Below are 25,897 nucleotides of genomic sequence, written 5' to 3'. Positions count from 1 at the left end.
CCCACCCGGCCGGCCCCCCATGTCCGGCCCCCAGGCACCGCACACCGCAGGCGGCGGGCAGCAACCGCTGCAGGGGCATGTCCTCCCTCCCGGGACCGGCGACTCCGCGGCCGGGGACGCCCCCGCGGCCGAGCCCCTGTTCCCGCCCGACGCCGGCCAGGCGACCCAGAACATGCGCGCCGTCAGCAACGACGCCCCTACCCAGACGGCCCCTCCGGTGGAGGACGAATTCGGCGGCCGGCCGATGTTCCGGGACGAGGCCCCCAGCGGGGACAGCCGCAACACCACCACGGCTGAGATCGATCTCTCCGACATAGGCGACGACGCCCCGCAGCCCCTCTACCGCAACAAGACCGTGCTGCTCATCGGCGGGTTCGTCGCCCTGCTGCTCATCGGCGCGGGAGGCGCGTTCCTGCTCGCCGCCAATAGCTCCGGCGGCCCGGGCACACTCGCGGCCGGTGACGTGTTCCCGGAGACCGTGGACGTCGCCGGTGAGACCTACGAACTGGTACTCACCGACGACACCGACGAGTGCGGAACGGCGGCCCACGGAGCTACGGCGACGTCCTCGACGACAACGACTGCGAGCAGATCGTGCGCGCCGCCTACGTCAACGAGGACAAGACGCAGGCCGTGACCGTCGGCGTGGCGGCGATGGCCTCGCCCGAGGACGCGGAGCAGGCTCAGGACGCCCAGGACCTGGAGAACGCGGAGTGGTTCGCCGGACTCAGCGGTGAGGACGGCAGCGGCGCCGAACGCATGGAGTTCGCCGAGGGGCACGGCTCCGGCGCGCAGTGGGACCGCTACCTGGTCTTCTCCCTGGCCTCCACCAGCGACGGCCGGGTCTCCGAAGACGACCGCTCCCAGCTCACCGAGATCAGCGAGGGGTTCGCCGAGGTCCCCTACGAGGGCCTGGACGAGTACGTCGGCTAGGCCCCGGCCATACAGTCGACTAGACCCTGGTCCAGCGGGAGGGCGCCCCGGAACGGGGCGCCCTCACCCGCCGGGCAGGGTCCTGACCCGGCGGGTCGCGGCCGCGCGCCCGGCGAGCTCGTCGTTCTCGGGGTAGCGGACCTCTTCGAGGCTCAGCCCGTGCGCGGGGACCACGTGCACGCCGGAATCGCGCACACCCGCCTCCAGCACCTTCCGCGGCCACTCGGCCCCCCGGCGGCCGTCCCCGACCGCGAGCAGCGCTCCCACCAGCGCACGGACCATGTTGTGGCAGAACGCGTCGGCCTGGACCGCGGCCGCGTACAGGTGCTCCGCCTCCTTGTACCACTCCAGGCGCAGCAGCTCCCTGATGGTGGTCGCGCCCGCGCGCTTGCGGCAGTAGGCCGCGAAGTCGTGCTCCCCGACCAGGCCCGCGGTGGCCTCGTTCATCCGGTCGAGGTCGAGAGAGTGCTTGTGCCACAGCACATCGCGCCTGCGCAGCGGGTCCACTCCGCCCGGCGCGTCGCTGACCCGGTAGACATAGCGGCGGAACAACGGCGAGAAACGCGCATCGAACCCCGGAGGGGCTTCGGTCACTGCGTGCACCCGTACATCAGCGGGAAGCACACCGGCCAGGCGACGCAGCAGCCGGTCGCCCTCGGCCGCCCAGAGCTCCACAGGAACGTCCAGATGCGCCACCTGCCCCCGGGCGTGCACGCCGGCGTCGGTCCGGCCCGCAACGGTCAACTGGACGCCGGCGAGCCGCAGCACCCGCCGCAGCGCCGCCTGCAGCTCCCCTTGGACCGTGCGCCGGTCCGGCTGCTCGGCCCAACCGGAGAAGTCAGTGCCGTCGTAGGCGATGTCCAGCCGCAACCGGACCGTCGGCGCATCCCGCATCGATGATCTCCACCGCGCATCCACTGCAAAGACGAGCGCCCGCCCCCCGTTACGGGGACCGGGCGTCGTGTGCTCGAAGGGACGAACCCCGGACTCTACTTCTTCTCGTCCGAGGACTCGTCTTCGGCCTGTGCTGCCTCCTCCGCCTGAGCGGTCTGTCCGGAGGTCGGCTCCTCCGCCGCCTGCTCGCCGGCCTCGGGAGCGGCGGTGCCCTCCTCCTGGGCCGGCTCCGCCTGCGCAGCCGGAGCGGCGCTCCGGGAGGCCGCGGGCTTCGCCGGGGCGGCCTCCACGAGCTCGATCACCGCCATCGGGGCGTTGTCGCCCTTACGCGGACCGATCTTGGTGATGCGGGTGTACCCACCGTCACGGTTCTCGTAGCGCGGGCCGATCTCGGTGAAGAGCTCGTGCACGATCGCCTTGTCGGTGATCTTGCGCAGCGCCAGGCGGCGGGCGTGCAGGTCGCCCCGCTTGCCGAGAGTGATGAGCTTCTCCGCATACGGACGCAGGCGCTTCGCCTTGGCCTCCGTCGTCTTGATGCGGCCGTGCTGGAACAGCGAGGACGCCAGGTTCGCCAGCATGAGCCGCTCATGAGCCGGGCCGGAACCCAGGCGAGGCCCCTTCGTTGGCGTGGGCATGGTGTGGTTCTCCTAGTGATGCGGTCCTCGGCCAGTTGTCGCTGGCCGAGGACCATGGGCGACGGCTTGAAAATACCGCGGCGCGCGGTGCCTCGGTTGAGGCGACGGGCGACGGCTTGAAAAACCGCGGCGCGCAGCGCCTCCTTTGAGGGCTGTGGTGGGCGACGGGCGGGCCTAGTACTGCTCGGTCTCGACGAAGGACTCGTCATCCTCGTCGGAACCGTAGGAGTCGGCCGCACTGGTGGGGTCGAATCCGGGCGGGGAGTCCTTCAGGGAGAGCCCCATGTCGATGAGCTTCTGCTTGACCTCTTCGATGGACTTGGCGCCGAAGTTCCTTATATCGAGAAGGTCCTGCTCGGAGCGAGCGACCAGCTCGCCGACGCTGTGGATTCCCTCGCGCTTGAGGCAGTTGTAGGAACGGACCGTGAGGTTGAGGTCCTCGATCGGCAGCGCCAGGTCGGCGGCCAGGGCGGCGTCCGTCGGTGACGGGCCCATCTCGATGCCTTCGGCGTCGTGGTTGAGCTCGCGCGCCAGGCCGAACAGTTCGACCAGGGTCTTGCCGGCGCTCGCGACAGCGTCACGAGGACGGATGCACGGCTTGGTCTCGATGTCCACGATCAGCCGGTCGAAGTCCGTACGCTGCTCCACACGGGTGGCCTCGACCTTGTAGGTGACCCGCAGAACCGGCGAGTAGATCGAGTCGATCGGGATGCGCCCGATCTCCTGGCCGAGCTGCTTGTTCTGCGTCGCCGAGACATAGCCGCGGCCGCGCTCGACCGTCAACTCCATCTCCAGCTTGCCCTTGCTGTTCAGGGTCGCGATGTGCAGGTCGGGGTTGTGCACCTCGACCCCCGCCGGCGGCGCGATGTCCGCGGCCGTGACGACCCCGGGGCCCTGCTTGCGCAGGTACATCAGAACCGGCTCATCGTGCTCGGAGCTGACGACCAGGCCCTTCAGGTTGAGGATGATCTCGGTGACATCCTCTTTCACGCCCGGCACGGTGGTGAACTCGTGCTCGACGCCCTCGATGCGGATGCTGGTGACAGCGGCACCGGGGATGGAGGACAGCAGGGTCCGGCGCATCGAGTTCCCGATCGTGTAACCGAATCCGGGCTCGAGCGGTTCGACGACGAACCTCGAACGGAGGTCCGAGATCAGTTCCTCGGAGAGTGTTGGACGCTGTGCGATCAACATGGTCCGTGATTTCCTTTCCCACGGCCGCCCGCTATTTGACGGCCACTGGACGGCCCCGCAGTCGCGGGACCTGTGTTATATCTGCCCTCGCGGCCCCATGCGGAACCCGCGAGGACGACGCGGCGCTGTGCGGTCAGACCCGCCGACGCTTCGGTGGGCGGCATCCGTTGTGCGGAACCGGCGTGACGTCCTGGATGGACCCCACCTCAAGGCCGGTGGCCTGCAGCGAACGGATGGCGGTCTCGCGACCGGAGCCGGGGCCCTTCACGAAGACGTCCACCTTGCGCGTCCCGTGCTCCTGGGCGCGGCGCGCGGCGGCCTCGGCGGCCATCTGCGCGGCGAACGGGGTGGACTTGCGCGAACCCTTGAAGCCGACCTGCCCGGAGCTCGCCCATGAGATCACCGCGCCGTTCGGGTCGGTGATGCTCACGATCGTGTTGTTGAACGTGCTCTTGATGTGAGCATGTCCGTGGACGATATTCTTCTTTTCCTTGCGACGCACCTTGCGTGCGGCACCCTGACGGCCCTTAGGCGGCATACCTGTGAACTCCCAAGATCATCGGTCCGTTGTCTGTATCCGGGCACCCGCCGCGCCCGGAACGGACTACTTCTTGCCGGACTTCTTCTTTCCGGCCACGGTCTTCTTCTTGCCCTTGCGCGTGCGCGCGTTGGTCTGCGTGCGCTGACCCTTGACCGGGAGGCCACGGCGGTGCCGGATGCCCTGGTAGGAGCCGATCTCCATCTTGCGGCGGATGTCGGCCTGGACCTCACGGCGGAGGTCACCCTCGACCTGGTAGTTCGCGTCGATCCAGTCGCGCAGCTTGACCAGCTCGTCCTCACTGAGCTGGTGGACACGGGTCGCGGAACTGACACCCGTGTTCTGCAGGGTCTCGACGGCGCGGGTGCGGCCGATCCCGTAAATGTATGTGAGAGCGATCTCCACCCGCTTGTCGCGGGGAAGATCGACGCCCTGGAGGCGTGCCATGTGGGCGATCTCCTTCGTGCTCTGCGGAGGTCGTAACCCGCCCCTTAAGCCCTCTCGTCGCCCAATCGACGAGGCCCCGGCCTCCGACCGGGGGATATCCCCCGAAAAGCAGGGGGATCGGAACGGGTTCCTTATCTTGTTATCGGAAACACACCGCGGGGCCGGTTTGATCCCCGCTGCGTCCTGCGCGCAAGAAGCGGGTCGCTAGCCCTGCCGCTGCTTGTGCCGCGGGTCCGAGCAAATGACCATGATCTTGCCGTGCCGACGGATGACCCGGCACTTCGAGCAGATCTTCTTGACGCTCGGCTTGACCTTCATGGTTTCTCCGAACTCATACCACCGCCGGCACGCTGCCCCGCAGCGTGCGGGATGGACTACTTGTAGCGGTAAACGATGCGCCCGCGCGTAAGGTCGTACGGGCTCAGCTCCACGACGACGCGGTCGTCGGGAAGAATACGGATGTAGTGCATCCGCATCTTGCCGCTGATGTGGGCAAGGACCTTGTGCCCGTTGTCGAGCTCCACTCGGAACATAGCGTTGGGTAGGGACTCGATAACGGAGCCCTCGATCTCGATGGCACCGTCTTTCTTGGCCATGTCCTCCACGCTTCGTTCATCGACTAGTTGACTGGACTAACCCGGAACGCTCCCAGCCACCCTCGTGACCGACAATCGGGAGCGCAGGTAGGGCAGGGAGCGAGCGATAGGCCGCCCCTGCAAGAAGCGCACGCTGGAAGATCAGGTCAACTGCAGTAGCATACGCCAGTACAACGAACGAATGCGAATGAAGGCAGACTGACCCAACAGCCCGCGTATGGGCTCTTTAAGTCTAGCGCGTCCCGGCGAGTGCTCTCGACGGCACTCGCCGCCGTTCCTGCTTCTGCCAACCGCCGGCCGTTCAGTCCGCCCGGCCCTGTCGTCCCTCCTTGAGCACGATGACCCCGATGCTGATGAACAACAGCACCACGCCCCACGGGCCCGCCACCCACAGGAACCACGGGTAGGCCGTTCCGGCGCCGGTGAGGTAAGGGATCAGCCAGATGGTGAAGCACAACGCGTTCACCCCGGCCCATACCAGCCACGGGATCACCAGCGCCGGGTCCATCCGGTTCCCCGCCGCGGGCGGGCGCGGGGCCTCGGCCGGAAGAGAACCGAGATCCATCTCGGGCAGGTCCCTGAAAAGCGGTACCAGCTCGCCTCGGGTACGCGCCTTGTAGGCGCTCTCCAAACGGGTGTTGAACTCGTCGTCGTCCAGGCGACCCTGCGCGAAGTGCTCCCGCAGCAGTTTGGCCACCCGCTCGCGATCGGCATCCGATACCCGGAGATCGGGCGAGTCCTCCGTCACGGCACACCTCTTAGTCGATCCCGGCTTTTCCGGCCGGATGGCCGTTAAGCGCCAGCGTAGCCGAGGAAGCCTGCCACCGCTGGGGGCCGGGCACCGGTTGGACCCTTTCAGAAACCGGGATCAGGGAAACCCAGTTCGGCGATCTTCACGCGGTTCTCCTCGCGGGCGGTGAGGACCAGCGGCCCGTCGGCGGTGACCGCCACCGAGTGCTCGAAGTGCGCCGACCGCTTGCCGTCGCGGGTGACCACGGTCCATTCATCGCTCAGCGACGCCACGTGCCGGGTGCCCTGGTTCGTCATGGGCTCGATCGCCAGGCACATGCCCTTGGTCAGTTTCATGCCCTTGCCCGGCTTGCCGTAGTTGAGCACATGCGGGTCCATGTGCATCTCGGTGCCGATTCCGTGGCCGCCGTACTCCTGGACGTTGCCGTACCTGCCCTGCGACCGTATGTAGCTCTCGATCGCGTGGCCGATATCACCGAGGTGCCGGCCCAGCCGCATCTCGGCGATACCCCGCCACATCGCTTCCTCGCAGACCTGCATCATCCGATGGTCCTCCGCGCTCACCTCGCCGATCGCGATCGTGATCGCGGAGTCGCCGTGCCACCCGTCGAGGATCGCCCCGCAGTCGACGGAGATGATGTCGCCGTTCTGCAGGACCTTGGTGTCCCGCGGGATGCCGTGCACCACCTCTTCGTTCACCGAAGCGCAGATCGACCCGGGGAAACCGTGGTAGCCCTTGAAGGACGGCACGGCATCGGCATCGCGGATGCTGCGCTCGGCGATGGCGTCGAGATCCAGCGTCGTCATGCCGGGCCGGGCGGTGTTCCGAAGCTCCTCCAGGGTGCGGGCCACGATCCGGCCCGCCTCCCGCATCTTCCGCACCTGCTCCGGAGTCTTCAACTGGACCGAGGGGTCGGCTCTGCGGAACATGTCAGGTCCGGCTCCGCAGGGCTTCCATGGCCCGCGCTGTGACGTCCTCCACCGGCCCGGTGGCCTTGATCGGGACGAGGAGACCCTCGTTGTCGTAGAACGAGACCAGCGGCGCGGTCTGCTCGTCGTAGACCTCCAGCCGGCGGCGGATGGTCTCCTCTCGGTCGTCATCGCGCTGGAACAGCTCGCCCCCGCAGGAGTCGCAGACGCCCTCGGTCTTCGGGGGATCGTAGTCCACGTGCTGCACGTGGCCGCAGTTCCGGCAGGAACGACGACCGGACAGTCGCTTGACGACCTCCTCCTTGTCGACCCTGAGTTCGAGCACGACGTCGAGCAGCTCGTCCAGCTCGCCGAGGATCTTGTTCAGGGTCTCGGCCTGCGCCACGTTGCGCGGGAAGCCGTCCAGCAGAAAGCCGGCCTTGGCGTCGTCCTGCGCCAGGCGGTCGCGGACCATCGCGTTGGTGACCTCGTCGGGAACGAGTTCACCGCGGTCCATGTACGTCTTGGCCTGATTACCAAGCTCCGTGCCACCGCTGACGTTGGCACGGAAGATGTCACCGGTGGACACCTTCGGGATCGACAATTCTGACGCCAAGATCTGGGCTTGGGTACCTTTACCGGCCCCAGGGGGCCCTACCAATACGGCACGCACTATCGCAGAAAACCTTCGTAGTTCCTCTGCTGGAGGTGACTCTCAATCTGCTTCACCGTGTCCAGCCCGACACCGACCATGATCAGGATGCTCGTACCACCGAATGGGAACCCCCCAGAGGCGCCTGCCGATCCGAGGGCGATCATTGGCAGTAGAGCGATCAGACCCAGGTACAGCGAACCGGGGGTCGTCAGCCGAGTCAGCACGTAGTCGAGATATTCGGCGGTCGGACGCCCCGGACGAATGCCCGGGATGAACCCACCGTACTTCTTCATGTTCTCGGCGACTTCGGCGGGGTTGAAAGTGATGGCCACGTAGAAGAACGCGAAGCCCACGATCAGGAAGAAGAACGTGGCCATGTACACCGGGTGCGTACCCGTGACGAAGTAGTCCTGGAGGAACCGCACCACGCGGTTCTCGGAGTCCTCGCCCATAAGGCCGATGGCGAGCTGCGGCAGGTACAGCAGCGAGGAGGCGAAGATGACCGGGATGATGCCGGCCTGGTTGACCTTCAGCGGAATGTAGGTGGAGCTGCCGCCGTACATCCGCCGGCCGACCATCCGCTTGGCGTACTGCACCGGGATCCGGCGCTGCGCCTGCTCCATGAAGACCACACCGGTGATCAGCACCAGGCCCGCGACGCAGATGAGGGTGAACAGCCAGGTCTCCTCCTCTTCCCACAGACCCGCGATGGAGGACGGGAAGACCGCGATCACCTGGGTGAAGATCAGCAACGACATGCCGTTTCCGACACCGCGCTCGGTGATCAGTTCACCGAACCACATGATGATGCCGGTACCGGCCGTCATCACGAAGACGATGGTCACCAGGGTCAGGATGTCCTGGTTGGGCATGTAGGTGTGCACCGGGATCTGCCCTTGGAACAGCTGCCCGGTGCGGGCCATCGCGACGATGCTCGTCGACTGGAGAATCGCCAGAGCCAGGGTCAGATATCGCGTGTACTGGGTGATCTTGCTCTGTCCCGCCTGGCCTTCCTTCTTCAGCGTCTCCAGTCGCGGGATGACCACTGTGAGCAGGTTGATGATGATGCTCGCAGTGATATACGGCATGATGCCCAGCGCGAAGACCGCAAGCTGCAGTAGTGCGCCACCACTGAACAGATTGACCAGCGCGTAAATGCCGGACGTGTCGGCGGCCTGCACCGCCTCCATCTGCTCCCTGATCGCCGCTGAGTTGATGCCCGGTGCGGGGATCACCGATCCCAGCCGGAAGATCGTCAGGATGAACAGTGTGAACAGCAGCTTGTTACGCAGGTCAGGCGTGCGGAACGCACGGACGAACGCACCTAGCACGTCTCCTCCTGCGAGGCTTCGGCGGCGGAACCGATTCGAGACATCGCGGCCGATCCTGAATCGTCGTATAGCGTCAGCACCGGGCGGCTGCCCGGGGCCCGGAAGTCATCAATCAAGCAGATGGCACTGTAACAGCCATCCACCGGGATGGGAGGATCTTCGAGCTCACAGCCGGTAGCCGGCCGCTCCCGGAAGGTCCTCCCGGTCCCGGGCTGGCAAAGCGCACAGAGGCGCCCGCGTGGCCCCAATCTAGTGGGTGTAACCAAACGGGCGCCCCATGAACGCATAGGTCGGATGTCGCTTCCTAGCGCTCGGTGACACTGCCACCGGCCGCGGCGATCTTCTCCTTGGCGGAGACGGAGAACGCGTGCGCGCTCACCTGCACCGCCACCGAGATCTCGCCGGTGCCCAGCACCTTGACAGGCTTGTTCTTGCGAACCGCTCCCTTGGCGACCAGGTCCTCGACGGTGACCTCGCCTCCGTTCGGGTAGAGCTCGCTCAGCTTGTCCAGGTTGACGACCTGGTAGACCGTCTTGAACCGGGCGTTGCTGAAACCCTTGAGCTTGGGAACCCGGCGGATGAGCGGCATCTGACCGCCCTCGAAACCCACCGGAACGGTCGAACGAGCCTTCGTCCCCTTGGTACCGCGTCCCGCCGTCTTTCCTTTGGAAGCCTCGCCGCGACCCTTGCGGATCTTGGCCTTGTTGGCACCGGCTGCCGGACGGAGGTGGTGGAGCTTGAGCGGCTCGTCGGTGGAGTACTCATTACTCATGAGTTGTCCTCCTCGACAGAGACGAGGTGCGCGACAACGTTGATCTGCCCGCGAACCTCAGGACGGTCCTCACGCGAAACAGACTTGCCGATCCGGCCGAGGCCCAGCGAACGGAGGCTGTCGCGCTGCTTCTGGGTGCCGCCGATCTTCGAGCGGACCTGCGTGATCTTCAGCTTCGCCATGGTCAGGCACCCGCCTTCGTTTCCGCCTGGGCGCGCAGCATGGCGGCCGGCGCGACGTCATCGAGCGGCATACCGCGGCGTGCGGCGATCTCCTCGGGACGCTTCAGCTGCTTGAGCCCGGCCACGGTCGCGTGCACGATGTTCAGCGGGTTCGCCGACCCCAGCGACTTGCTGAGGACGTCGTGGATGCCCGCGCACTCCAGCACCGCACGGACCGGACCGCCGGCGATGACACCGGTACCGGGCGCAGCGGGGCGCAGCAGGACGACGCCCGCGGCCTCCTCTCCCTGCACCCGGTGCGTGATCGTGCCCTGGATACGCGGTACCCGGAAGAAGTTCTTCTTCGCTTCGTCGACCCCCTTGGCGATCGCCGAGGGGACCTCCTTGGCCTTGCCGTAACCCACGCCGACCATGCCGTTGCCGTCACCGACGACGACCAGGGCGGTGAAGCTGAAACGCCGACCACCCTTGACGACCTTGGCGACCCGGTTGATGGTCACGACTTTCTCGATATAGGAGACACCCTTGTCTGCGGCGCCGCCGCGGCGATCGTCGCGGCGGTCTCGCCGCTCGCCACCGGCGCCGCGCCGCGGAGCTGCAGCCATCAGTGGTTCCTCTTCTCGTCGTAGTTCTTGCCCTGGACTGAGTTCATCTGATCAGAACTCCAGTCCGCCGGCGCGCGCGCCGTCAGCCACCGCGGCGACACGGCCGTGGTAGCGGTAACCCCCGCGGTCGAAGACGGCCGCGCCGATTCCGGCGTCCTTGGCACGCTGCGCCAGCAGCTCGCCGACCTGCCTCGACTTCTCGGTTTTGGTCTTCTCGGAGCTGCGGATCACCGGATCCATCGTGGACGCCGAGACCACGGTAACTCCCCTGGTGTCGTCCACCATCTGGGCGACCATGTGCTTGGAGGAGCGGGTGACGACCAGGCGCGGACGCTCGACCGTACCCGAGACCTTCTTGCGGACGCGCAGATGCCGCCGCGCACGGGAAGCCGCGCGCGTGGCTGCGCCCTTCCGGGGCCGCAACGTGCTCTTCGCCATGCTCACTTACCAGCCTTTCCGGCCTTGCGGCGGATCCGCTCGCCCTGGTATCGCACGCCCTTGGCCTTGTACGGGTCGGGCTTGCGCAGACTACGGATGTTCGCGGCAACCTGACCCACGAGCTGCTTGTCGATGCCCTCGACGTGCAGCACGGTCGGCTTCTCCACCCGGAAGGTGATGCCGTCCGGCGGCTCCACCGTGATGGGGTGGCTGTAGCCCAGGGAGAACTCCAGGTTGGAGCCCCTCGACTGGACGCGGTACCCCACACCGTGGATCTCCAGGGTCTTGATGAAGCCCTTTGAGACGCCCTCGATGAGGTTCGCGAGCAGGGCACGGGTGAGCCCGTGCAGCGAGCGGTTCTCGGGTTGGTCGTCCGGACGCGTGACCGTGATCGTGCCGTCCTCCTGTGAGACGGTGATCGGTTCGGTCACGGTGTGGCTCAGTTCGCCCTTCGGCCCCTTGACTTTGACGTCTTGCCCGTCAATCGTGACTTCGACGCCCTTCGGGACCGAGATCGGCAGTCGACCGATACGCGACATGCTGAAATCTCTCCCTTTACCAAACGTAGGCGAGGACTTCGCCGCCCACGCCGCGCTTCTTGGCCTGCTTGTCGGTCATGAGGCCACCGGACGTCGAAATGATGGCCACGCCGAGGCCACCCAGGACCCGCGGAAGGTTGTCCTTCTTCGCGTAGACCCGCAGACCCGGCTTGGAGACCCGGCGGACGCCGGCGATCGAACGCTCCCGAGTGGGCCCGTACTTGAGCTCCACCACAAGGCTCTGACCAACCGGGGCGTCCTCGGTGCGCCAGCCCTGGACGTAGCCCTCCTGCTGGAGGATCTCGGCGATGTGTGCCTTGATCTTGGAATACGGCATCTTGACGGTGTCGTGGTATGCCGAATTCGCGTTGCGCAGACGCGTGAGCATATCTGCGATGGGGTCGGTCATCGTCATGGCCGATTGGCCCTTCCTCGCCGCGGTTTCCCCAAGGGCAGGTGCCTGAGCCTGTTCGTGCACGCTCGCTGGCGCACCGACTCCTCTAGGACCTACGGCGTGGTCGTGGGCACCATACCGGAGCCTCCGGTATCGTGCCCGATCGGTTAACTGTCTTGTGAATGCTTTCGCGCGGCGGGTCCTACCGGCCGCTTGATCGAACTGCCGCGGACAGCGGCAATCCCGGGGCCGGTCCCGAATAGGACCGGCCCGGAAGGGATTTACCAGCTGGCCTTGGTGATGCCCGGGAGCTCGCCCCGGTGCGCCATCTCGCGGAAGCAGATCCGGCAGAGGCCGAACTTCCGGTAAACGGCGCGCGGACGACCGCACCGCGAGCATCGAGTATATCCGCGAACGGCGAACTTCGGCTTCCGGTTCGCCTTGGCGATCAGTGCCTTCTTAGCCATCTGTCGTCACCTTTCAGGCTTCCTTGAACGGGAAACCGAGCCGCTTGAGCAGGCTCCGGCCCTCGTCATTGGTGGCCGCCGAGGTGACGACCGTGATGTCCATACCCCGGGGCCGATCGATCTTGTCCGGGTTGACCTCGTGGAACATCACCTGCTCGGTCAGACCGAACGTGTAGTTGCCCTGGCCGTCGAACTGGTTCGGGGACAGCCCACGGAAGTCGCGGATCCGGGGAAGCGCCAGCGAGAGCAGGCGGTCGAGGAACTCCCACATCCGGTCGCCGCGCAGCGTGACGCTGGCGCCGATCGGCATGCCCTCGCGCACCTTGAACTGCGCGATCGACTTCTTCGCCCGGTTGATCTTCGGCTTCTGCCCGGTGATCACCGACAGGTCGGCGACCGCGCCCTGGATCAGTTTCGCGTCGCGAGCCGCCTCGCCGATCCCCATGTTGACCACGATCTTGGTCACCTTGGGGATCTGCATGACGTTGCCGTAACCGAACTCCTCGCGGAGTCCCGAAACGATCTCGGAGCGGTACTTCTCCTTGAGGCGGGGAACCGGCCGGGCCTCGGAGGCACTGGTGGCGTTGTCGTCAGTTGTAACCGTCATCAGATGTCCTTACCGGTACGGCGGGAGATCCGAACTTTCGTTCCGTCTTCCTCGAAGCGGTAACCGACACGGGCAGGCTTGCCGTTCTCCGCGAGCGCGACATTGCTCACGTGGATCGGCGCCTCCTTGGTGACGACCTCGCCCTGCTGACCGCCCGCCGGGTTGGCCTTCTTGTGCTTCTTGATGAGGTTGACGCCCTCGACGACGACACGCTGCTCCTTGGGAAGAGCCCTGATGACCTTCCCGGTGGCACCCTTGTCCTTGCCGGCGATGACGATGACCTCGTCGTTCTTCTTGATCTTCATCGCCTAGAGCACCTCCGGCGCTAGCGAGATGATGCGCATGTACCTGTTGTCCCGCAGCTCACGACCGACCGGGCCGAAAATACGGGTGCCTCGCGGGTCCCCGCCGTCCTTGATGAGCACGGCGGCGTTCTCATCGAAGCGGATGTAGGAGCCGTCGGGCCGGCGGCGCTCCTTCCTGGTGCGCACGATCACGGCCTTGACGACATCGCCCTTCTTCACGCCGGCGCCGGGAAGGGCGTCCTTCACCGTCGCCACGATGGTGTCGCCGATGCCCGCGTAGCGCCGACCCGAGCCGCCAAGGACACGGATGGTCAGGATCTCCTTTGCCCCCGTGTTGTCGGCGACCTTGAGTCGCGACTCCTGCTGAATCACGTCTGCTCCTGATAACTGCGCACGAGCCGATGCCCGCGCATGCTAGGTGGTCTCACCCCTTGGGCGGCCGACTCCGGTCGAGAACCGGCCGCCGAGGCAGGGGTCTACTTAGCCTTCTCCAGGATCTCCACGACGCGCCAGCGCTTGGTCGCGGAGAGCGGCCGGGTCTCCATCATGCGCACCCGGTCGCCGACGCCGCAGGTCTCCGCTTCGTCGTGGGCCTTGTACTTCGTGGTGCGGCGGATGACCTTGCCGTAAAGCGAGTGCTTCACGCGGTCCTCCACCTCGACAACGACAGTCTTCGACATCTTGTCGCTGACGACATAACCTTCGCGCACCTTACGGTAGTTACGCGCGGCAGTCTGCTTGTTGGTTTCGCTCATTCGGCCGCTTCCTTCGTCTTCTCAGCCGACTCACCAGCAAGCGGCACAATGCCGAGCTCGTGCTCCCGCATCACCGTGTAGATCCGGGCGATCTCACGCTTCACGGTGCGCAGCCGACTGTGGTTGTCCAGCTGCCCGGTGGCGGCCTGGAAGCGGAGGTTGAACAGCTCTTCCTTCGCCTCCTTGAGCTTGTCGACCAGGTCCTCCACGGACTGGCTCCGAAGCTCCCGGGCGGTCAGGGACTTCGCCATCACGCCTCCACTTCGCGCTTACTGCTTGCCTTCTCAAAGCCCGGTGACGGGAGCCCGTGCATCGCACGCATCATTACTCCCACACCTCGCGCTTCACGAACTTGCACTTCATCGGCAGCTTGTGCATCGCCCTGCGCATGGCCTCCTTGGCCACCGGCTCCGCCACACCCGAGAGCTCGAACATCACGCGCCCGGGCTTGACCGGCGCGACCCACCACTCGGGCGAACCCTTACCGGAACCCATGCGGGTTTCGGCGGGCTTCTTGGTCATGGGCCGGTCCGGGAAGATGTTGATCCACACCTTGCCGCCACGGCGGATGTGCCGTGTCATGGCGATACGGGCGGCCTCGATCTGCCGGTTGGTGACGTAGGCGGCCTCCAGCGCCTGGATGCCGTACTCACCGAAGTTGACCTTCGTGCCACCCTTGGCGCGACCGCTGAGGTCCGGGTGGTGCTGCTTGCGGTACTTGACCTTGCGAGGAATGAGCATCGGTCAGCTCCCCTCTTTCCCGGAGTTCTCGGCGCCCTGCGCCGCCTCGGCGGACGCGCCGGACTTGGCCTCCGACTGCTGGCCCTGGCCGCCCTGCTGCTGGCCGCCACGGCGCCGGCGCTGCGAACGCTCGCGGCGCTGCTGGCCGCCGCCACCACCGCCACCGCCCGGAGTGCGCTGCGCGGCCTGGGCGGCCTCGCGCTCAGCCCGGGTCTGCGGGGCGTCGCCCTTGTAGATCCAGACCTTCACACCGATGCGACCGAACGTCGTCCGGGCCTCGAAGAACCCGTAGTCGATGTCGGCGCGCAGGGTGTGCAGCGGCACGCGGCCCTCGCGGTAGAACTCCGAACGCGACATCTCAGCGCCGCCGAGACGGCCTCCGCACTGGATGCGGATGCCTTTGGCGCCGCTCTTCATCGCGCTCTGCATCGCCTTACGCATCGCCCGACGGAACGCGACCCGGCTCGACAGCTGCTCCGCGACGCCCTGAGCGACGAGCTGAGCGTCGATCTCAGGCGTCTTGACCTCGAAGACGTTCAGCAGAACCTGCTTCTTCGTCAGTTTCTCGAGGTCGGCGCGGATGCGGTCCGCCTCCGAGCCCCGCCGGCCGATGACGATGCCCGGCCGTGCGGTGTGCACGTCGACGCGGACACGGTCGCGGGTGCGCTCGATGTCCACCTTGGAGATTCCGGCACGTTCCATACCGCGGTTGAGCAGCCGGCGGATGGCCACGTCTTCCTTGACGTAGTCCTTGTACAGCTTGTCGGCGTACCACCGGCTCTTGAAATCGGTGGAGATACCCAGCCGGAACCCGTGCGGGTTGACCTTCTGCCCCACTATCGGGTCCTTTCCTTCGTCTTGGTTGACGAGGCGCCCGCGGTCTCCTTCGGCTCGACGACCACAGTGATGTGGCTCGTCCGCTTGGTGACCCGGAATGCCCGGCCGAAGCCTCGCGGCCGAATCCGCTTCAGGGTCGGACCCTCGTCCACCCAGGTGCGGCTAACCACCAGCGTCTCGCGGTCCAGCTTGTCGTTGTGCTCGGCATTGGCGATGGCGCTCGCGAGCACCTTGCCCACCGGTTCGCTCGCCGTCTGGGGCGCGAACCGGAGTACCGCCTGTGCCTCGTCAGCGGGCAACCCGCGAATAAGGTCCACCACCCGGCGGGCCTTTCGGGGCGTAACACGGACGTACCGTGCCTGTGCCCTCGTTCCCATCGCTTTCCCTCGCTCACGGAAATCACCCCCACGCACCGTGGGGAAATGGCTCTTACTCCTGCTGCAACCGCTAACGGCGGCTACGGCGGTCCTCCTTGACGTGGCTCCGGAAAGTGCGCGTGGGAGCGAACTCGCCGAGCTTGTGGCCGACCATCGATTCGGACACGAACACCGGAACGTGCTTGCGACCGTCGTGGACGGCGATCGTGTGCCCGATCATCTCCGGGATGATCATGGAACGCCGCGACCACGTCTTGATGACGTTCTTGGTGCCCTTCTGATTCTGGTCCTCCACCTTCTTGAGAAGGTGGTGATCGACGAAGGGGCCCTTCTTTAGGCTACGTGGCATCAGACGTGCTCCTTACCGCTTCTTCTTGCTACGCCGACGCACGATGAGCCGATCGCTGGCCTTCTTCGGCTTCCGGGTGCGCCCCTCGGGCTTGCCCCAAGGGCTGACCGGGTGGCGTCCACCCGAGCTCTTGCCCTCACCGCCGCCGAGGGGGTGGTCGACCGGGTTCATGACCACACCGCGGACGGAGGGGCGCTTGCCCTTCCACCGCATGCGGCCGGCCTTGCCCCAGTTGATGTTGGACTGCTCGGCGTTGCCGACCTGCCCGACCGTGGCGCGGCAGGTGATCTCGACCTGGCGCATCTCACCGGAGGGCATGCGCAGCGTTGCGTACTTGCCTTCCTTGGCCAGCAACTGGATCTGCGAACCAGCGGAGCGGCCCAGCTTCGCGCCGCCGCCCGGCTTCAGCTCGACCGCGTGCACGAACGTACCCGTGGGGATGTTGCGCAGCGGGAGGCAGTTGCCGGGCTTGATGTCGGACTTCGGGCCGTTCTCGATCTTGTCGCCCTGCTTCAGGCCGGCCGGGGCGAGGATGTAGCGCTTCTCCCCGTCGACGTAGTGCAGCAGAGCGATCCGCGCGGTCCGGTTCGGGTCGTACTCGATGTGCGCGACCTTCGCGGGAACGCCGTCCTTGTCGTGGCGGCGGAAGTCGATCACGCGGTAGGCACGCTTGTGCCCCCCGCCCTGGTGGCGTGCGGTGATACGGCCGTGGCCGTTGCGACCACCCTTGGAGTGAAGCGGACGGACCAGGGACTTCTCCGGTTCCGAGCGTGTGATTTCGACGAAGTCGCTCACGCTCGAACCGCGGCGCCCCGGCGTCGTCGGCTTGTGTCTACGAATGCCCATCTTCTTCGCGCATTCCTTTGCGTGGTAATTGGTTCGAAGCGGTCAAGCGGACGGGATCAGACACCGAAAATGTCGATCCGGTCCCCTTCCTGCACGCTCACGATCGCGCGCTTGGTGTCGGGCCGCTTCCCGTAACCGAAACGCGTCCGCTTACGCTTGCCCGGACGGTTGATCGTGTTCACGCTGGTGACCTTCACATCGAAGATCTTCTCGACCGCGATCTTGATCTGCGTCTTGTTGGCGTCGGGCCGGACGATGAACGTGTACTTATTCTCGTCCAGCAGCCCATAGCTCTTCTCGGAAATCACCGGTTCGATGATGATGTCCCGAGGGTCGGGGATCCTCACTGGTCGTCCTCCTGAGACGTCGCGGCCTGCGAGGTGCCGGCCGCGTGAGCCAGGAACTCCTCGTAACCGCGCTCGGTGAAGACGACGTCGTCCGACTTCAGGACGTCGTAGGTGTTCACCTGACCGGCGTCGAGGATGTGCACCTCGTCCAGGTTGCGCAGCGCCAGACGGTTGTGCTTGTCGTTGCGGTCCAGGACCACCAGCACCTTGCGGGACTCGGTGACCTGGCGCAGCGCCTTCTGCGCGGTCTGGGTGCGCTTGCTGGTCGTGTCCTCGGCGAGAAACTCGCTGACGATGTGCACCCGGCCGTGGCGCGCCCGGTCCGAGAGAGCCGCGCGCAGAGCGGCGGCCTTCATCTTCTTGGGCGTGCGCTGGCTGTAGTCGCGGGGCTTGGGCCCGTGCACCGTGCCACCGCCGACGAACTGCGGGGCGCGGATGGAGCCCTGCCGAGCGCGGCCGGTGCCCTTCTGCCGGTACGGCTTCTTGCCACCGCCGCGGACCTCACCGCGGGTCTTCGTGGAGTGCGTCCCCTGGCGGGCAGCGGCCTGCTGCGCGATGACGACCTGGTGGATCAGCGGGATGTTCACCTGCTGCTCGAAGATCGAGCTCGGGAGCTCGACGCTCCGTCCGGCCGCACCATCGGGGTTCGTGACCTTGATCGTCGCCATGGCTTAGTTGTCCCCCTTCACGGCGGTGCGGACGAGCACCAGCCCGCCGTTGGGACCGGGCACCGCACCCTTGACAAGGATGATCCCCTTCTCGGCGTCAACCTGGTGCACGAGGAGGTTCTGGACGGTCTTGCGCGTGTTGCCCATGCGTCCGGCCATCTTCGTCCCCTTGAACACGCGCGCCGGAGTGGCGGCGCCGCCGATGGCCCCGGGAGAGCGGTGCTTGCGCTGGGTACCGTGCGAGGCGCCGAGGCCGTGGAAGCCGTGGCGCTTCATCACACCGGTGAAGCCCTTGCCCTTGCTCTTGCCCGTGACATCGACCTTCTGGCCGGGCTCGAACGCGTCGGCACTCACTTCCTGCCCAAGCTCGTACTCGGGGGCGTCGGCCGTGCGTACCTCGACGTAGTGCCGGCGCGGGGTCAGACCATGCCTGCGCAGGTAATCGCCGAGCGGCTTGTTCACCTTGCGCGGGTTGATCTGCCCGTAGCCGAGCTGGATGGCGGAGTAGCCATCGGTATCCGGAGTCCGGACGCGGGTCACGACGCACGGACCGGCCTTCAGGACCGTCACGGGCACGATCCTGCCCGCGTCGTCGAAGACCTGGGTCATGCCGAGCTTCTCGCCCAGAACTCCCTTGATCTGCTTGGTGGCCATGTCTGTGCGTCCCTTACAGCTTGATCTCGATGTCGACGCCGGCCGGAAGATCGAGTCGCATGAGCGAATCGACGGTCTTCGGCGTCGGGTCGATAATGTCGATCAGCCGCTTGTGCGTGCGCATCTCGAAATGCTCACGCGAGTCCTTGTATTTGTGCGGCGAACGGATGACACAGTAAACATTCTTCTCCGTCGGCAACGGCACCGGGCCAGCGACCTGCGCGCCGGTCCGCGTCACGGTCTCGACGATCTTGCGAGCCGAGCTGTCGATGACCTCGTGGTCATAGGCCTTGAGCCGAATGCGGATCTTCTGTCCCGCCATGGTGGCCTTTTCGTCCTTCGCTTCAGTGTCCGTAGAGGCGCGGTACCGATTGACCGGCCCTGTGCCCTGCAGAGGCTGCCCTTGTCGTTTTGAGGCCCTATTCACCTGAGAAACTGCTACAGGGCTGTCCCCTGAGGCGCATCACCGCTACAGAGCCCGATGACGTCGTTCATGGTGTGGCGGCCGAGCCGATCTCCGGCCCGACCGCCCCAGAGGCGATGCCGCCGTGGAGGCACCGCCTCTCGCGTTTGGTGCTACTTGATGATCTTCGTGACGCGGCCCGCGCCGACGGTCCGGCCACCCTCGCGGATGGCGAACTTCAGGCCCTCTTCCATGGCGACCGGCTGGATCAGCTGAACCGACATCTCGGTGTTGTCGCCCGGCATGACCATCTCGGTGCCCTCGGGCAGCGTGACGACGCCGGTGACGTCCGTGGTGCGGAAGTAGAACTGCGGCCGGTAGTTGTTGAAGAAGGGCGTGTGACGGCCGCCCTCGTCCTTGGACAGGATGACGACCTGCGCCTCGAACTCGGTGTGCGGGGTGGTCGTGCCCGGCTTGATGACGACCTGGCCGCGCTCGACGTCCTCGCGCTTGATGCCGCGCAGCAGCAGGCCGACGTTGTCACCGGCCTGGCCCTGGTCGAGCAGCTTGCGGAACATCTCAACGCCGGTGACGGTCGTCGTCTGCTTCTCTTCCTTGATGCCGACGATGTCGACCGTCTCGTTGACGTTGATGATACCGCGCTCGACGCGGCCGGTGACGACCGTGCCGCGGCCGGTGATCGAGAAGACGTCCTCGATCGGCATCAGGAACGGCTTGTCGACGTCGCGCTCCGGGTTCGGGACGTGCTCGTCGACAGCCTTCATGAGCTCCATGACCTGCTGTCCCCAGGTCTCGTCACCCTCCATCGCCTTGAGCGCGGAGACCTTGACGACGGGGACCTCGTCGCCCGGGAACTCGTACTCGTTGAGGAGCTCGCGGACCTCCAGCTCGACCAGGTCGAAGATCTCCTCATCGTCGACCATGTCGGCCTTGTTCAGGGCGACGACGATGTAGGGGACGCCGACCTGGCGGGCCAGCAGGACGTGCTCCTTGGTCTGCGGCATCGGACCGTCGGTGGCGGCGACGACCAGGATCGCGCCGTCCATCTGCGCGGCACCGGTGATCATGTTCTTCACGTAGTCCGCGTGACCGGGGCAGTCCACGTGAGCGTAGTGGCGCTGCTCGGTCTGGTACTCGACGTGCGCCACGGAGATCGTGATGCCGCGCTCCTTCTCCTCGGGAGCGTTGTCGATGTCCTCGAACGGCGTGAACGGGTTGAGCTCCGGAAGCGCGTTGTGCAGGACCTTGGTGATGGCGGCGGTAAGTGTGGTCTTACCGTGGTCGATGTGACCGATGGTGCCAATGTTTACGTGCGGCTTGGTCCGCTCGAACTTAGCCTTCGCCACTGGATTTCTCCTAGACGTACGGGTTGCTAGCTAACTGGTTACGTGTCGCGGTTACTCGCCGCGCGCCTTCGCCACAATCTCTTCGGCGACATTGGACGGGACCTCCGCGTAGGTGTCGAACACCATCGTGTACTGTGCTCGACCCTGCGTACGGCTGCGCAGGTCACCCACGTAGCCGAACATCTCTGACAGGGGCACCTGCGCCTTGACGACCCGTGCGCCGGAGCGTTCCTCCATGGACTGGATCTGTCCCCGACGGCTGTTCAGGTCGCCGATCACATCGCCCATGTAGTCCTCGGGCGTCGTGACCTCGACCGCCATCACCGGCTCCAGCAGGACCGGCTTGGCCTTGCGTGCCGCCTCCTTGAAGGCCATGGAACCGGCGACCTTGAACGCGAGTTCGGAGGAGTCCACGTCGTGGTACTGGCCGTCCTGCAGCGTCACCTTGATGCCCACGATCGGGTACCCGGCGAGGACACCGAACTCCGCGGCTTCCTGGCATCCGGCGTCCACCGACGGGATGTACTCCCGCGGGATGCGGCCGCCGGTGATGTTGTTGACGAACTCGTAACCGGCGCTGTCGCCTTCACCATCGGCCACGAGCGGTTCGAGGTCGATGACGACACGACCGAACTGGCCCGAGCCACCCGTCTGCTTCTTGTGGGTGTACTCGACCTTCTCGATCTTCTTGCGAATGGTTTCGCGGTAGGCCACCTGCGGCTTGCCGATGTTGGCCTCGACCTTGAACTCGTCGCGCATCCGGTTGACGAGTACCTCCAGGTGCAGCTCACCCATACCGGCGATGACCGTCTGGCCGGTCTCCTCGTCCGTGGAGACCTGGAAGGACGGGTCCTCGTCGGCGAGCCGCTGAATGGCGATGGAGAGCTTCTCCTGGTCGCTCTTCGTCTTCGGCTCGATGGCGACCTGGATGACCGGCGCGGGGAAGGACATCGACTCCAGGACGATCGGCTGCGCCGCACTGCACAGCGTCTCGCCGGTCGTGGTGTCCTTCAGTCCCATGACGGCGACGATGTCGCCCGCGCCGACGCGGTCGATCTCCTCGCGCTTGTTGGAGTGCATCCGGTAGATCTTGCCGATGCGCTCCTTGCGGCCCTTCACCGAGTTCAACACCTGTGTGCCGGTCTCGATGACACCGGAGTAGACGCGCAGGTAGGTCAGCTTACCCAGGTGCGGGTCGCTCATGATCTTGAAGACCAGAGCGGACATGGGCTCTTCCTCGCTCGGTTTGCGGGAGAGGGCGGCCTCCTGCTTCTCGTCCTTGGGGTCGTGGCCGGTGATGGCGCTGACGTCCAGTGGCGAGGGAAGGTAGGCGACGATCGCGTCCAGCAGGGGCTGCACGCCCTTGTTCTTGAACGCGGTGCCGCACAGGACCGGAATCGCGGTGCCGGCGATCGTGGCGCGCCGGATGGCCGGCACGATCTGCTCGATGGTGGGCTCCTCGCCCTCCAGGTAGAGCTCCATGATCTCGTCGTCGGCCTCGGCCAGGATCTCGATGAGCTTGTCGTGCCCCTCGCGCGCCGCCTCGACGTGCGATTCCGGAATGTCGATGGTGTCGTACATCTCGCCCTTGGCGGCCTCGTCGTTCCAGACGTAGGCCTTCATCCGGACGAGGTCGATGACACCCTTGAAGTCGGCTTCGGCCCCGATCGGCAACTGGATCGGCATCGGCGTGGTGCCGAGACGGTCGGAGAACATGTCGACGCAGCGCTGGAACTCCGCACCGATCTTGTCCATCTTGTTGATGAAGCAGATCCGCGGAACGCCGTAGCGGTCAGCCTGCCGCCACACCTGCTCGGACTGGGGCTCCACACCTTCCTTGGCGTCGAACACCGCGACCGCGCCGTCGAGCACACGCAGCGAGCGCTCGACCTCGACCGTGAAGTCCACGTGGCCGGGCGTGTCGATGATGTTGACGGTGTGGTCGTCCCAGTGAGTGGTGGTCGCGGCGGACGTGATCGTGATCCCGCGCGACTGCTCCTCCTTCATCCAGTCCATGGTGGCGGCGCCGTCATGGACCTCACCGAGCTTGTAGTTCACGCCGGTGTAGAAGAGGATCCGCTCAGTCGTCGTGGTCTTGCCCGCGTCGATGTGCGCCATGATCCCGATGTTGCGGACCGTGGCAAGGTCAAGAGCAGTGGTAGCCATTTGGCTTGTCTTCTCTCGGTCTCAGGTATCGAATAGGCCGCGGGATTACCAACGGTAGTGAGCGAAAGCCTTGTTGGACTCCGCCATCTTGTGGGTGTCCTCGCGACGTTTGACGCTGGCGCCCAGACCATTGCTGGCGTCGACCAGCTCATTCATGAGGCGCTCGGTCATGGACTTCTCGCGGCGCTTGCGCGCGTACGTGACCAGCCACCGAAGGGCGAGCGTGGTGCTCCTGGAGGCACGGACCTCGACCGGCACCTGGTAGGTGGCGCCACCGACTCGGCGGCTGCGCACCTCGAGGGCGGGCTTCACGTTGTCCAGCGCACGCTTCAGAACCACGAGCGGGTCTTGGCCGGTCTTCTCCCGAGCACCCTCGAGAGCGTCGTAGACGATGCTCTGGGCGATGGAGCGCTTACCGTCCAGCAGCACCTTGTTGATCAGTGCGGTCACCAGCGGCGATCCGTAGACCGGGTCGGTGATCAGCTGGCGCTTTGGCGCCGGGCCCTTGCGCGGCATGCTTACTTCTCCTTCTTAGCGCCGTAACGGCTGCGCGCCTGCTTGCGGTTACGGACGCCCTGGGTGTCGAGTGACCCGCGGACGACCTTGTACCGGACACCCGGCAGGTCCTTCACACGGCCACCACGCACGAGCACGATGGAGTGTTCCTGCAGGTTGTGCCCGATGCCGGGAATGTAGGCCGTGACCTCGGTCCCGCTGCTCAACTTCACACGGGCGACCTTGCGCAGCGCGGAGTTCGGCTTCTTCGGCGTAGTGGTGTAAACACGCGTGCACACACCACGACGCTGCGGACTCCCCTTCAGCGCCGGGGTCTTGTTCTTCGCGACCTTGTCCTGTCGGCCCTTGCGGACCAGCTGCTGGATGGTGGGCACAGCGTCTCCGTACTTCTCCTCGTGACCTACGCCGGTTCTCTTAGCCGATATCGCTATCGATGACCTGCTGGATTTCCCGTTCCCCCCGACCCCCGCATCCGGGCGTGTCGCCATCTGTCCCACGCATGCGGGATCCGAGTAAGCCCGCCTGGCGGCCGATTGTCGTGGGAGGAGGTATCACGCACCGCTCTCGGTCCACCGCCCCTCGGGACGGTTCAAAAGCGCGCACGTGTGACCCGTTGACTCACGGGCACGAAGTTAGAGCGTACCGAAGCCGGTCTGCCCGGTCAAAACGGCGACCGTGAACTCCGGCACACGCCCTTCTACGCCCTATGCTGCCGTAGGTCTCTTCTAGTGTACGCGGTCCGCACGAGTGCTCGCGTTGGTTTTCCGGCACCGCGCCTGGAACGGGGCGGCGGCCGGTGGCGGGAGCCGGCCCGGACGAGTCCCCGGTGAGCCGCCTCTCACCCGGAGGACGGCGGCTCACCGGGGATGAACCTGACCAGGAAGATCCGAGGCCACAGTTTTCCGGTGACCAGGAAGGTGTCGCTGCCCGGAACCACCGCGATGCCGTTGAGGACGTCGGCCTGGGAGCGCTCGGATTCCGACAGCAGCCCGGAGGCGTCCACCACGGCCTCGACCTCCCCGCTCTCCGGGTCGATCCGCACGATCTCGTCGGTGGGCCACACGTTGGCCCACACCGCGCCGTCGGCGCACTCCAGTTCGTTGATCCTCTCCAGCGGCTCGCCCCCGAACGTCACCCGGGTGGAGGACAAGGGGGCGAACGTCTCCGGGTCGCGGAAGGTCAGCTCGGCACTCCCGTCGCTCATGACCAGCCGGTCGCCTTCCCGGTCGTGGCACAGTCCCCATCCCTCGCCGGAGTAGTCCGCCCGCCCGGTCTCCTCCAGCGTCTCGGCGTCGCGCCGGATCGCGGTCTCCTCGCGCCAGGTGAGCTGCCACACAGTGTCGCCGGCGAGGGTGAGTCCCTCGCCGAAAGCGCTGTCGGGGAGTTCCGCACGGCGCTCGACCGCTCCGGTCTCCGGCTCCACGATGCGGGCGTCGGACTCGCCGTAGCGGCCGGCGCTCTCGTACAGCGCTTCGCCACGCAGCTCCAGCCCCTGGGTGAAGGCCCCCGTATCGTGCGGGTGGCTTTCGACGACCTCGACCCGGAGGCGCTCCACATCGGTGGCGGTGGCCGCCGGCTCCCTCTCCTTCGACAGGGAGGCGACCGGAAGCGCGATCAGCGCCCCCGCGATCACCGTGGCTCCCGTCCATCGGCACAGTGGAGGCACGGCTCCTACCCGATTCCGTTCCGAAGCGCGGCAAGGGGACACCACCCTAAGAGAACCGGTTCCGTTAAGCGGTTCTTCGGCACGCTGAAGTACGAACATCTCTACCGCGCCACCGTCGGCGACGGCAACGCCCTCGCCGTCGAACACTGCGGTTAGCGTGTGGCCTTTGGCTGACCCGCTACTTGACCGGGAGGTCCTGACATGACCAGTAAGTTCACCGAGCTTGCGATCGACTGTGCCGATCCAGGCGGTCTCGCCCGGTTCTGGTGCTCGGTCCTTGACTACGAGGTGCAAGACGAAGACGACGGAATTGTCACAATTGGCCTCCCTATGGGGCCTGAAGGCAAGAACCACCTTGGCCCAGTGCCACCGACGTTGACATTCGCGCACGTGCCCGAGGGCAAGACCGTCAAGAACAGGCTCCACCTCGACGTCAACCCAGCCGACAGGGAGCAGGACGAAGAGGTCCGTCGCCTGCTCGATCTAGGTGCTCGACACGCCGACGTCGGCCAAGGCGATGAGAGCTGGGTCGTACTCACCGACCCAGAGGGGAACGAGTTCTGCGTCCTTGCGGGCCGCCGCCCCTGATCGGAGGCCGCACACCGCGCCAGACCTACTTCCGCCTCGCCTACCCACGCTCACGCGAACACGATGAGGAGCCCCTCCAAAGACGCAGAATCCCGACCCGAGCAAGATCAAACTCTGCCGACTTCTTGACTCCTGACACTGATCGGTCATGGCCAGCACCGAGTACGAGGCCCACACGGGATGGAAAGTGCGGCTCTGCTCGTCGGTGGGAAGCGCCTCGGCGAGGAACGCCTCGACGAACGCGCGCGGCGGGGGAGGACTCGGCAGCCGGGCCAGGCGCGCCGCCCACCGCTCGCTGCTGCGGTGCCCGAGGTGCCGCAGAGCGGCCACCCCCTGGCGTTCGCCTCGCTGGTCGGCCTCTCCGCTCTCACTCTGCCCGTTGCCGCGCTCATGCGGCGGCACACCCGCGCTTCCCCCGACGCGTGA

At 66.1% G+C, this 25,897-nt stretch carries 40 protein-coding genes and 1 pseudogene; 4 read left to right on the top strand and 37 right to left on the bottom strand.

Features of this window, described 5'->3' with window-relative positions; all coding sequences use genetic code 11:
* Positions 1–637: pseudogene (locus VS93_RS31765) on the top strand (hypothetical protein); the annotation flags it as partial.
* The gene (locus tag VS93_RS27055; RefSeq protein WP_236700570.1) at positions 595–933 is read left to right on the top strand and encodes a hypothetical protein; all 339 of its coding nucleotides are present in this window, start codon (positions 595–597) and stop codon (positions 931–933) included. The pseudogene VS93_RS31765 and the gene VS93_RS27055, both read left to right, overlap by 43 nt.
* 63 nt (positions 934–996) lie before the next feature.
* Here the strand turns inward: VS93_RS27055 and truA are convergent, their stop codons facing one another.
* From truA to VS93_RS15450, 37 genes are all read right to left on the bottom strand, one after another.
* On the bottom strand, positions 997–1,827 hold the full coding sequence (gene truA, locus VS93_RS15630) for a tRNA pseudouridine(38-40) synthase TruA (protein WP_082126916.1): 831 nt from the start codon (positions 1,825–1,827) through the stop codon (positions 997–999).
* A 95-nt stretch (positions 1,828–1,922) separates the two neighbouring features.
* The gene (gene rplQ / locus VS93_RS15625) at positions 1,923–2,462 is read right to left on the bottom strand and encodes a 50S ribosomal protein L17 (RefSeq protein WP_046470661.1); all 540 of its coding nucleotides are present in this window, start codon (positions 2,460–2,462) and stop codon (positions 1,923–1,925) included.
* A gap of 174 nt (positions 2,463–2,636) precedes the next feature.
* The gene (locus VS93_RS15620) at positions 2,637–3,656 is read right to left on the bottom strand and encodes a DNA-directed RNA polymerase subunit alpha (protein WP_046470660.1); all 1,020 of its coding nucleotides are present in this window, start codon (positions 3,654–3,656) and stop codon (positions 2,637–2,639) included.
* 133 nt (positions 3,657–3,789) lie between these two features.
* Complete coding sequence (gene rpsK, locus VS93_RS15615; protein WP_046470659.1) at positions 3,790–4,194, bottom strand: 30S ribosomal protein S11; 405 nt, start codon at positions 4,192–4,194, stop codon at positions 3,790–3,792.
* Between the two features lie 66 nt (positions 4,195–4,260).
* A complete protein-coding gene (gene rpsM / locus VS93_RS15610; protein ID WP_046470658.1) occupies positions 4,261–4,641 on the bottom strand; it encodes a 30S ribosomal protein S13 in 381 nt (126 codons plus the stop codon).
* Positions 4,642–4,845: 204 nt separating this feature from the next.
* Positions 4,846–4,959, bottom strand: a complete 114-nt coding sequence (gene rpmJ, locus VS93_RS15605; RefSeq protein WP_046470657.1) for a 50S ribosomal protein L36 — start codon at positions 4,957–4,959, stop codon at positions 4,846–4,848.
* A gap of 56 nt (positions 4,960–5,015) precedes the next feature.
* The gene (gene infA / locus VS93_RS15600) at positions 5,016–5,237 is read right to left on the bottom strand and encodes a translation initiation factor IF-1 (protein ID WP_017593374.1); all 222 of its coding nucleotides are present in this window, start codon (positions 5,235–5,237) and stop codon (positions 5,016–5,018) included.
* 301 nt (positions 5,238–5,538) lie between these two features.
* Positions 5,539–5,985 carry a DUF1707 SHOCT-like domain-containing protein gene (locus VS93_RS15595; RefSeq protein ID WP_046470656.1) on the bottom strand — a complete coding sequence of 149 codons (447 nt, stop codon included), beginning with the start codon at positions 5,983–5,985 and terminating at the stop codon, positions 5,539–5,541.
* A gap of 107 nt (positions 5,986–6,092) precedes the next feature.
* Positions 6,093–6,917, bottom strand: coding sequence for a type I methionyl aminopeptidase (map, locus tag VS93_RS15590; RefSeq protein WP_046470655.1), 825 nt, complete (start codon positions 6,915–6,917; stop codon positions 6,093–6,095).
* A gap of 1 nt (position 6,918) precedes the next feature.
* Positions 6,919–7,557 (bottom strand): adenylate kinase, encoded by a 639-nt coding sequence (locus VS93_RS15585; protein ID WP_046470654.1) that lies wholly within the window; start codon positions 7,555–7,557, stop codon positions 6,919–6,921.
* Between the two features lie 11 nt (positions 7,558–7,568).
* Positions 7,569–8,882 (bottom strand): preprotein translocase subunit SecY, encoded by a 1,314-nt coding sequence (gene secY, locus VS93_RS15580; RefSeq protein WP_046470653.1) that lies wholly within the window; start codon positions 8,880–8,882, stop codon positions 7,569–7,571.
* A gap of 304 nt (positions 8,883–9,186) precedes the next feature.
* Positions 9,187–9,654 carry a 50S ribosomal protein L15 gene (gene rplO, locus VS93_RS15575; RefSeq protein WP_046470652.1) on the bottom strand — a complete coding sequence of 156 codons (468 nt, stop codon included), beginning with the start codon at positions 9,652–9,654 and terminating at the stop codon, positions 9,187–9,189.
* Entirely contained in the window at positions 9,651–9,836 is a 186-nt protein-coding gene (gene rpmD / locus VS93_RS15570) for a 50S ribosomal protein L30 (RefSeq protein ID WP_046470651.1), read from the bottom strand. Before rpmD ends, rplO begins: the two co-directional genes overlap by 4 nt.
* A gap of 2 nt (positions 9,837–9,838) precedes the next feature.
* Positions 9,839–10,441 carry a 30S ribosomal protein S5 gene (gene rpsE / locus VS93_RS15565; protein WP_046470650.1) on the bottom strand — a complete coding sequence of 201 codons (603 nt, stop codon included), beginning with the start codon at positions 10,439–10,441 and terminating at the stop codon, positions 9,839–9,841.
* A gap of 51 nt (positions 10,442–10,492) precedes the next feature.
* A complete protein-coding gene (rplR, locus tag VS93_RS15560) occupies positions 10,493–10,879 on the bottom strand; it encodes a 50S ribosomal protein L18 (protein WP_046470649.1) in 387 nt (128 codons plus the stop codon).
* Between the two features lie 2 nt (positions 10,880–10,881).
* The gene (gene rplF / locus VS93_RS15555; protein WP_046470648.1) at positions 10,882–11,418 is read right to left on the bottom strand and encodes a 50S ribosomal protein L6; all 537 of its coding nucleotides are present in this window, start codon (positions 11,416–11,418) and stop codon (positions 10,882–10,884) included.
* Between the two features lie 16 nt (positions 11,419–11,434).
* Positions 11,435–11,833, bottom strand: a complete 399-nt coding sequence (gene rpsH, locus VS93_RS15550; RefSeq protein ID WP_046470647.1) for a 30S ribosomal protein S8 — start codon at positions 11,831–11,833, stop codon at positions 11,435–11,437.
* 260 nt (positions 11,834–12,093) lie between these two features.
* Entirely contained in the window at positions 12,094–12,279 is a 186-nt protein-coding gene (locus VS93_RS15545; protein WP_046470646.1) for a type Z 30S ribosomal protein S14, read from the bottom strand.
* 13 nt (positions 12,280–12,292) lie between these two features.
* Positions 12,293–12,886: a 50S ribosomal protein L5 gene (gene rplE, locus VS93_RS15540; protein ID WP_046470645.1), complete on the bottom strand. Its 594-nt coding sequence runs from the start codon at positions 12,884–12,886 to the stop codon at positions 12,293–12,295.
* Complete coding sequence (rplX, locus tag VS93_RS15535) at positions 12,886–13,191, bottom strand: 50S ribosomal protein L24 (RefSeq protein ID WP_046470644.1); 306 nt, start codon at positions 13,189–13,191, stop codon at positions 12,886–12,888. The genes rplE and rplX overlap by 1 nt, the downstream gene beginning before the upstream one ends.
* A 3-nt stretch (positions 13,192–13,194) precedes the next feature.
* Positions 13,195–13,563 carry a 50S ribosomal protein L14 gene (rplN, locus tag VS93_RS15530; protein WP_046470643.1) on the bottom strand — a complete coding sequence of 123 codons (369 nt, stop codon included), beginning with the start codon at positions 13,561–13,563 and terminating at the stop codon, positions 13,195–13,197.
* Positions 13,564–13,667: 104 nt separating this feature from the next.
* On the bottom strand, positions 13,668–13,946 hold the full coding sequence (gene rpsQ / locus VS93_RS15525) for a 30S ribosomal protein S17 (protein WP_046470642.1): 279 nt from the start codon (positions 13,944–13,946) through the stop codon (positions 13,668–13,670).
* Positions 13,943–14,197, bottom strand: coding sequence for a 50S ribosomal protein L29 (gene rpmC, locus VS93_RS15520; RefSeq protein ID WP_046470641.1), 255 nt, complete (start codon positions 14,195–14,197; stop codon positions 13,943–13,945). Before rpmC ends, rpsQ begins: the two co-directional genes overlap by 4 nt.
* Before the next feature lie 73 nt (positions 14,198–14,270).
* Positions 14,271–14,687: a 50S ribosomal protein L16 gene (rplP, locus tag VS93_RS15515; protein ID WP_046470640.1), complete on the bottom strand. Its 417-nt coding sequence runs from the start codon at positions 14,685–14,687 to the stop codon at positions 14,271–14,273.
* Positions 14,688–14,690: 3 nt separating this feature from the next.
* Positions 14,691–15,524 carry a 30S ribosomal protein S3 gene (rpsC, locus tag VS93_RS15510; RefSeq protein ID WP_046470639.1) on the bottom strand — a complete coding sequence of 278 codons (834 nt, stop codon included), beginning with the start codon at positions 15,522–15,524 and terminating at the stop codon, positions 14,691–14,693.
* Positions 15,524–15,901, bottom strand: a complete 378-nt coding sequence (rplV, locus tag VS93_RS15505) for a 50S ribosomal protein L22 (RefSeq protein ID WP_046470638.1) — start codon at positions 15,899–15,901, stop codon at positions 15,524–15,526. The genes rpsC and rplV overlap by 1 nt, the downstream gene beginning before the upstream one ends.
* A gap of 70 nt (positions 15,902–15,971) precedes the next feature.
* Complete coding sequence (gene rpsS / locus VS93_RS15500) at positions 15,972–16,250, bottom strand: 30S ribosomal protein S19 (RefSeq protein WP_046470637.1); 279 nt, start codon at positions 16,248–16,250, stop codon at positions 15,972–15,974.
* A gap of 12 nt (positions 16,251–16,262) precedes the next feature.
* Positions 16,263–17,096 carry a 50S ribosomal protein L2 gene (gene rplB, locus VS93_RS15495; protein WP_046470636.1) on the bottom strand — a complete coding sequence of 278 codons (834 nt, stop codon included), beginning with the start codon at positions 17,094–17,096 and terminating at the stop codon, positions 16,263–16,265.
* Between the two features lie 56 nt (positions 17,097–17,152).
* Positions 17,153–17,443 (bottom strand): 50S ribosomal protein L23, encoded by a 291-nt coding sequence (gene rplW / locus VS93_RS15490; protein ID WP_046470635.1) that lies wholly within the window; start codon positions 17,441–17,443, stop codon positions 17,153–17,155.
* Positions 17,440–18,111, bottom strand: coding sequence for a 50S ribosomal protein L4 (gene rplD, locus VS93_RS15485; protein WP_046470634.1), 672 nt, complete (start codon positions 18,109–18,111; stop codon positions 17,440–17,442). Before rplD ends, rplW begins: the two co-directional genes overlap by 4 nt.
* A gap of 3 nt (positions 18,112–18,114) precedes the next feature.
* Positions 18,115–18,765 carry a 50S ribosomal protein L3 gene (gene rplC, locus VS93_RS15480; RefSeq protein ID WP_046470633.1) on the bottom strand — a complete coding sequence of 217 codons (651 nt, stop codon included), beginning with the start codon at positions 18,763–18,765 and terminating at the stop codon, positions 18,115–18,117.
* Positions 18,766–18,778: 13 nt separating this feature from the next.
* On the bottom strand, positions 18,779–19,087 hold the full coding sequence (rpsJ, locus tag VS93_RS15475; RefSeq protein ID WP_013156110.1) for a 30S ribosomal protein S10: 309 nt from the start codon (positions 19,085–19,087) through the stop codon (positions 18,779–18,781).
* 254 nt (positions 19,088–19,341) lie between these two features.
* The gene (gene tuf, locus VS93_RS15470; RefSeq protein ID WP_046470632.1) at positions 19,342–20,535 is read right to left on the bottom strand and encodes an elongation factor Tu; all 1,194 of its coding nucleotides are present in this window, start codon (positions 20,533–20,535) and stop codon (positions 19,342–19,344) included.
* Between the two features lie 51 nt (positions 20,536–20,586).
* Complete coding sequence (gene fusA / locus VS93_RS15465) at positions 20,587–22,701, bottom strand: elongation factor G (RefSeq protein WP_046470631.1); 2,115 nt, start codon at positions 22,699–22,701, stop codon at positions 20,587–20,589.
* A 45-nt stretch (positions 22,702–22,746) separates the two neighbouring features.
* Positions 22,747–23,217, bottom strand: coding sequence for a 30S ribosomal protein S7 (gene rpsG / locus VS93_RS15460; RefSeq protein ID WP_046470630.1), 471 nt, complete (start codon positions 23,215–23,217; stop codon positions 22,747–22,749).
* A gap of 2 nt (positions 23,218–23,219) precedes the next feature.
* Complete coding sequence (gene rpsL / locus VS93_RS15455) at positions 23,220–23,591, bottom strand: 30S ribosomal protein S12 (protein ID WP_046470629.1); 372 nt, start codon at positions 23,589–23,591, stop codon at positions 23,220–23,222.
* A 464-nt stretch (positions 23,592–24,055) separates the two neighbouring features.
* Entirely contained in the window at positions 24,056–24,883 is an 828-nt protein-coding gene (locus VS93_RS15450) for a glutaminyl-peptide cyclotransferase (RefSeq protein WP_201776657.1), read from the bottom strand.
* Positions 24,884–25,084: 201 nt separating this feature from the next.
* Here VS93_RS15450 and VS93_RS15445 point away from each other — a divergent pair, with 201 nt between their 5' ends.
* Positions 25,085–25,471: a VOC family protein gene (locus VS93_RS15445; RefSeq protein WP_046470627.1), complete on the top strand. Its 387-nt coding sequence runs from the start codon at positions 25,085–25,087 to the stop codon at positions 25,469–25,471.
* A 180-nt stretch (positions 25,472–25,651) separates the two neighbouring features.
* A complete protein-coding gene (locus VS93_RS29225) occupies positions 25,652–25,897 on the top strand; it encodes a hypothetical protein (RefSeq protein WP_046470626.1) in 246 nt (81 codons plus the stop codon).

Source organism: Allosalinactinospora lopnorensis, assembly GCF_000981225.1.
Classification (GTDB): Bacteria; Actinomycetota; Actinomycetes; order Streptosporangiales; family Streptosporangiaceae; genus Allosalinactinospora; species Allosalinactinospora lopnorensis.
The sequence above is the reverse complement of the archived record's forward strand: the minus strand, read 5'-3'. Positions and strand labels throughout refer to the sequence as shown.

Coding starts and splice junctions, on each gene's coding strand:
- rpsJ (WP_013156110.1), bottom strand. CDS start 19,087: ATGGCGGGACAGAAGATCCGCATTCGGCTCAAGGCCTATGACCACGAG.
- rplO (WP_046470652.1), bottom strand. CDS start 9,654: ATGAGTAATGAGTACTCCACCGACGAGCCGCTCAAGCTCCACCACCTC.
- rpmJ (WP_046470657.1), bottom strand. CDS start 4,959: ATGAAGGTCAAGCCGAGCGTCAAGAAGATCTGCTCGAAGTGCCGGGTC.
- infA (WP_017593374.1), bottom strand. CDS start 5,237: ATGGCCAAGAAAGACGGTGCCATCGAGATCGAGGGCTCCGTTATCGAG.
- rpsE (WP_046470650.1), bottom strand. CDS start 10,441: ATGGCTGCAGCTCCGCGGCGCGGCGCCGGTGGCGAGCGGCGAGACCGC.
- fusA (WP_046470631.1), bottom strand. CDS start 22,701: ATGGCTACCACTGCTCTTGACCTTGCCACGGTCCGCAACATCGGGATC.
- VS93_RS15620 (WP_046470660.1), bottom strand. CDS start 3,656: ATGTTGATCGCACAGCGTCCAACACTCTCCGAGGAACTGATCTCGGAC.
- rplD (WP_046470634.1), bottom strand. CDS start 18,111: ATGGCGACGATCAAGGTCACGAACCCCGATGGTGCGGCCGGACGGAGC.
- rplE (WP_046470645.1), bottom strand. CDS start 12,886: ATGACGGTTACAACTGACGACAACGCCACCAGTGCCTCCGAGGCCCGG.
- rpsK (WP_046470659.1), bottom strand. CDS start 4,194: ATGCCGCCTAAGGGCCGTCAGGGTGCCGCACGCAAGGTGCGTCGCAAG.
- VS93_RS29225 (WP_046470626.1), top strand. CDS start 25,652: ATGGAAAGTGCGGCTCTGCTCGTCGGTGGGAAGCGCCTCGGCGAGGAA.
- rpsM (WP_046470658.1), bottom strand. CDS start 4,641: ATGGCACGCCTCCAGGGCGTCGATCTTCCCCGCGACAAGCGGGTGGAG.
- rpmD (WP_046470651.1), bottom strand. CDS start 9,836: ATGGCGAAGCTGAAGATCACGCAGGTCCGCTCGAAGATCGGCGGCACC.
- rplF (WP_046470648.1), bottom strand. CDS start 11,418: ATGTCGCGTATCGGTCGACTGCCGATCTCGGTCCCGAAGGGCGTCGAA.
- rplC (WP_046470633.1), bottom strand. CDS start 18,765: ATGGCCACCAAGCAGATCAAGGGAGTTCTGGGCGAGAAGCTCGGCATG.
- VS93_RS15545 (WP_046470646.1), bottom strand. CDS start 12,279: ATGGCTAAGAAGGCACTGATCGCCAAGGCGAACCGGAAGCCGAAGTTC.
- rpsG (WP_046470630.1), bottom strand. CDS start 23,217: ATGCCGCGCAAGGGCCCGGCGCCAAAGCGCCAGCTGATCACCGACCCG.
- rplV (WP_046470638.1), bottom strand. CDS start 15,901: ATGGGAACGAGGGCACAGGCACGGTACGTCCGTGTTACGCCCCGAAAG.
- rplB (WP_046470636.1), bottom strand. CDS start 17,096: ATGGGCATTCGTAGACACAAGCCGACGACGCCGGGGCGCCGCGGTTCG.
- map (WP_046470655.1), bottom strand. CDS start 6,917: ATGTTCCGCAGAGCCGACCCCTCGGTCCAGTTGAAGACTCCGGAGCAG.
- rplX (WP_046470644.1), bottom strand. CDS start 13,191: ATGAAGATCAAGAAGAACGACGAGGTCATCGTCATCGCCGGCAAGGAC.
- rplP (WP_046470640.1), bottom strand. CDS start 14,687: ATGCTCATTCCTCGCAAGGTCAAGTACCGCAAGCAGCACCACCCGGAC.
- VS93_RS15445 (WP_046470627.1), top strand. CDS start 25,085: ATGACCAGTAAGTTCACCGAGCTTGCGATCGACTGTGCCGATCCAGGC.
- rpsQ (WP_046470642.1), bottom strand. CDS start 13,946: ATGAGCGAAACCAACAAGCAGACTGCCGCGCGTAACTACCGTAAGGTG.
- rplR (WP_046470649.1), bottom strand. CDS start 10,879: ATGGCGAAGAGCACGTTGCGGCCCCGGAAGGGCGCAGCCACGCGCGCG.
- rpsS (WP_046470637.1), bottom strand. CDS start 16,250: ATGCCACGTAGCCTAAAGAAGGGCCCCTTCGTCGATCACCACCTTCTC.
- rpsH (WP_046470647.1), bottom strand. CDS start 11,833: ATGACGATGACCGACCCCATCGCAGATATGCTCACGCGTCTGCGCAAC.
- truA (WP_082126916.1), bottom strand. CDS start 1,827: ATGCGGGATGCGCCGACGGTCCGGTTGCGGCTGGACATCGCCTACGAC.
- rpmC (WP_046470641.1), bottom strand. CDS start 14,197: ATGGCGAAGTCCCTGACCGCCCGGGAGCTTCGGAGCCAGTCCGTGGAG.
- rplQ (WP_046470661.1), bottom strand. CDS start 2,462: ATGCCCACGCCAACGAAGGGGCCTCGCCTGGGTTCCGGCCCGGCTCAT.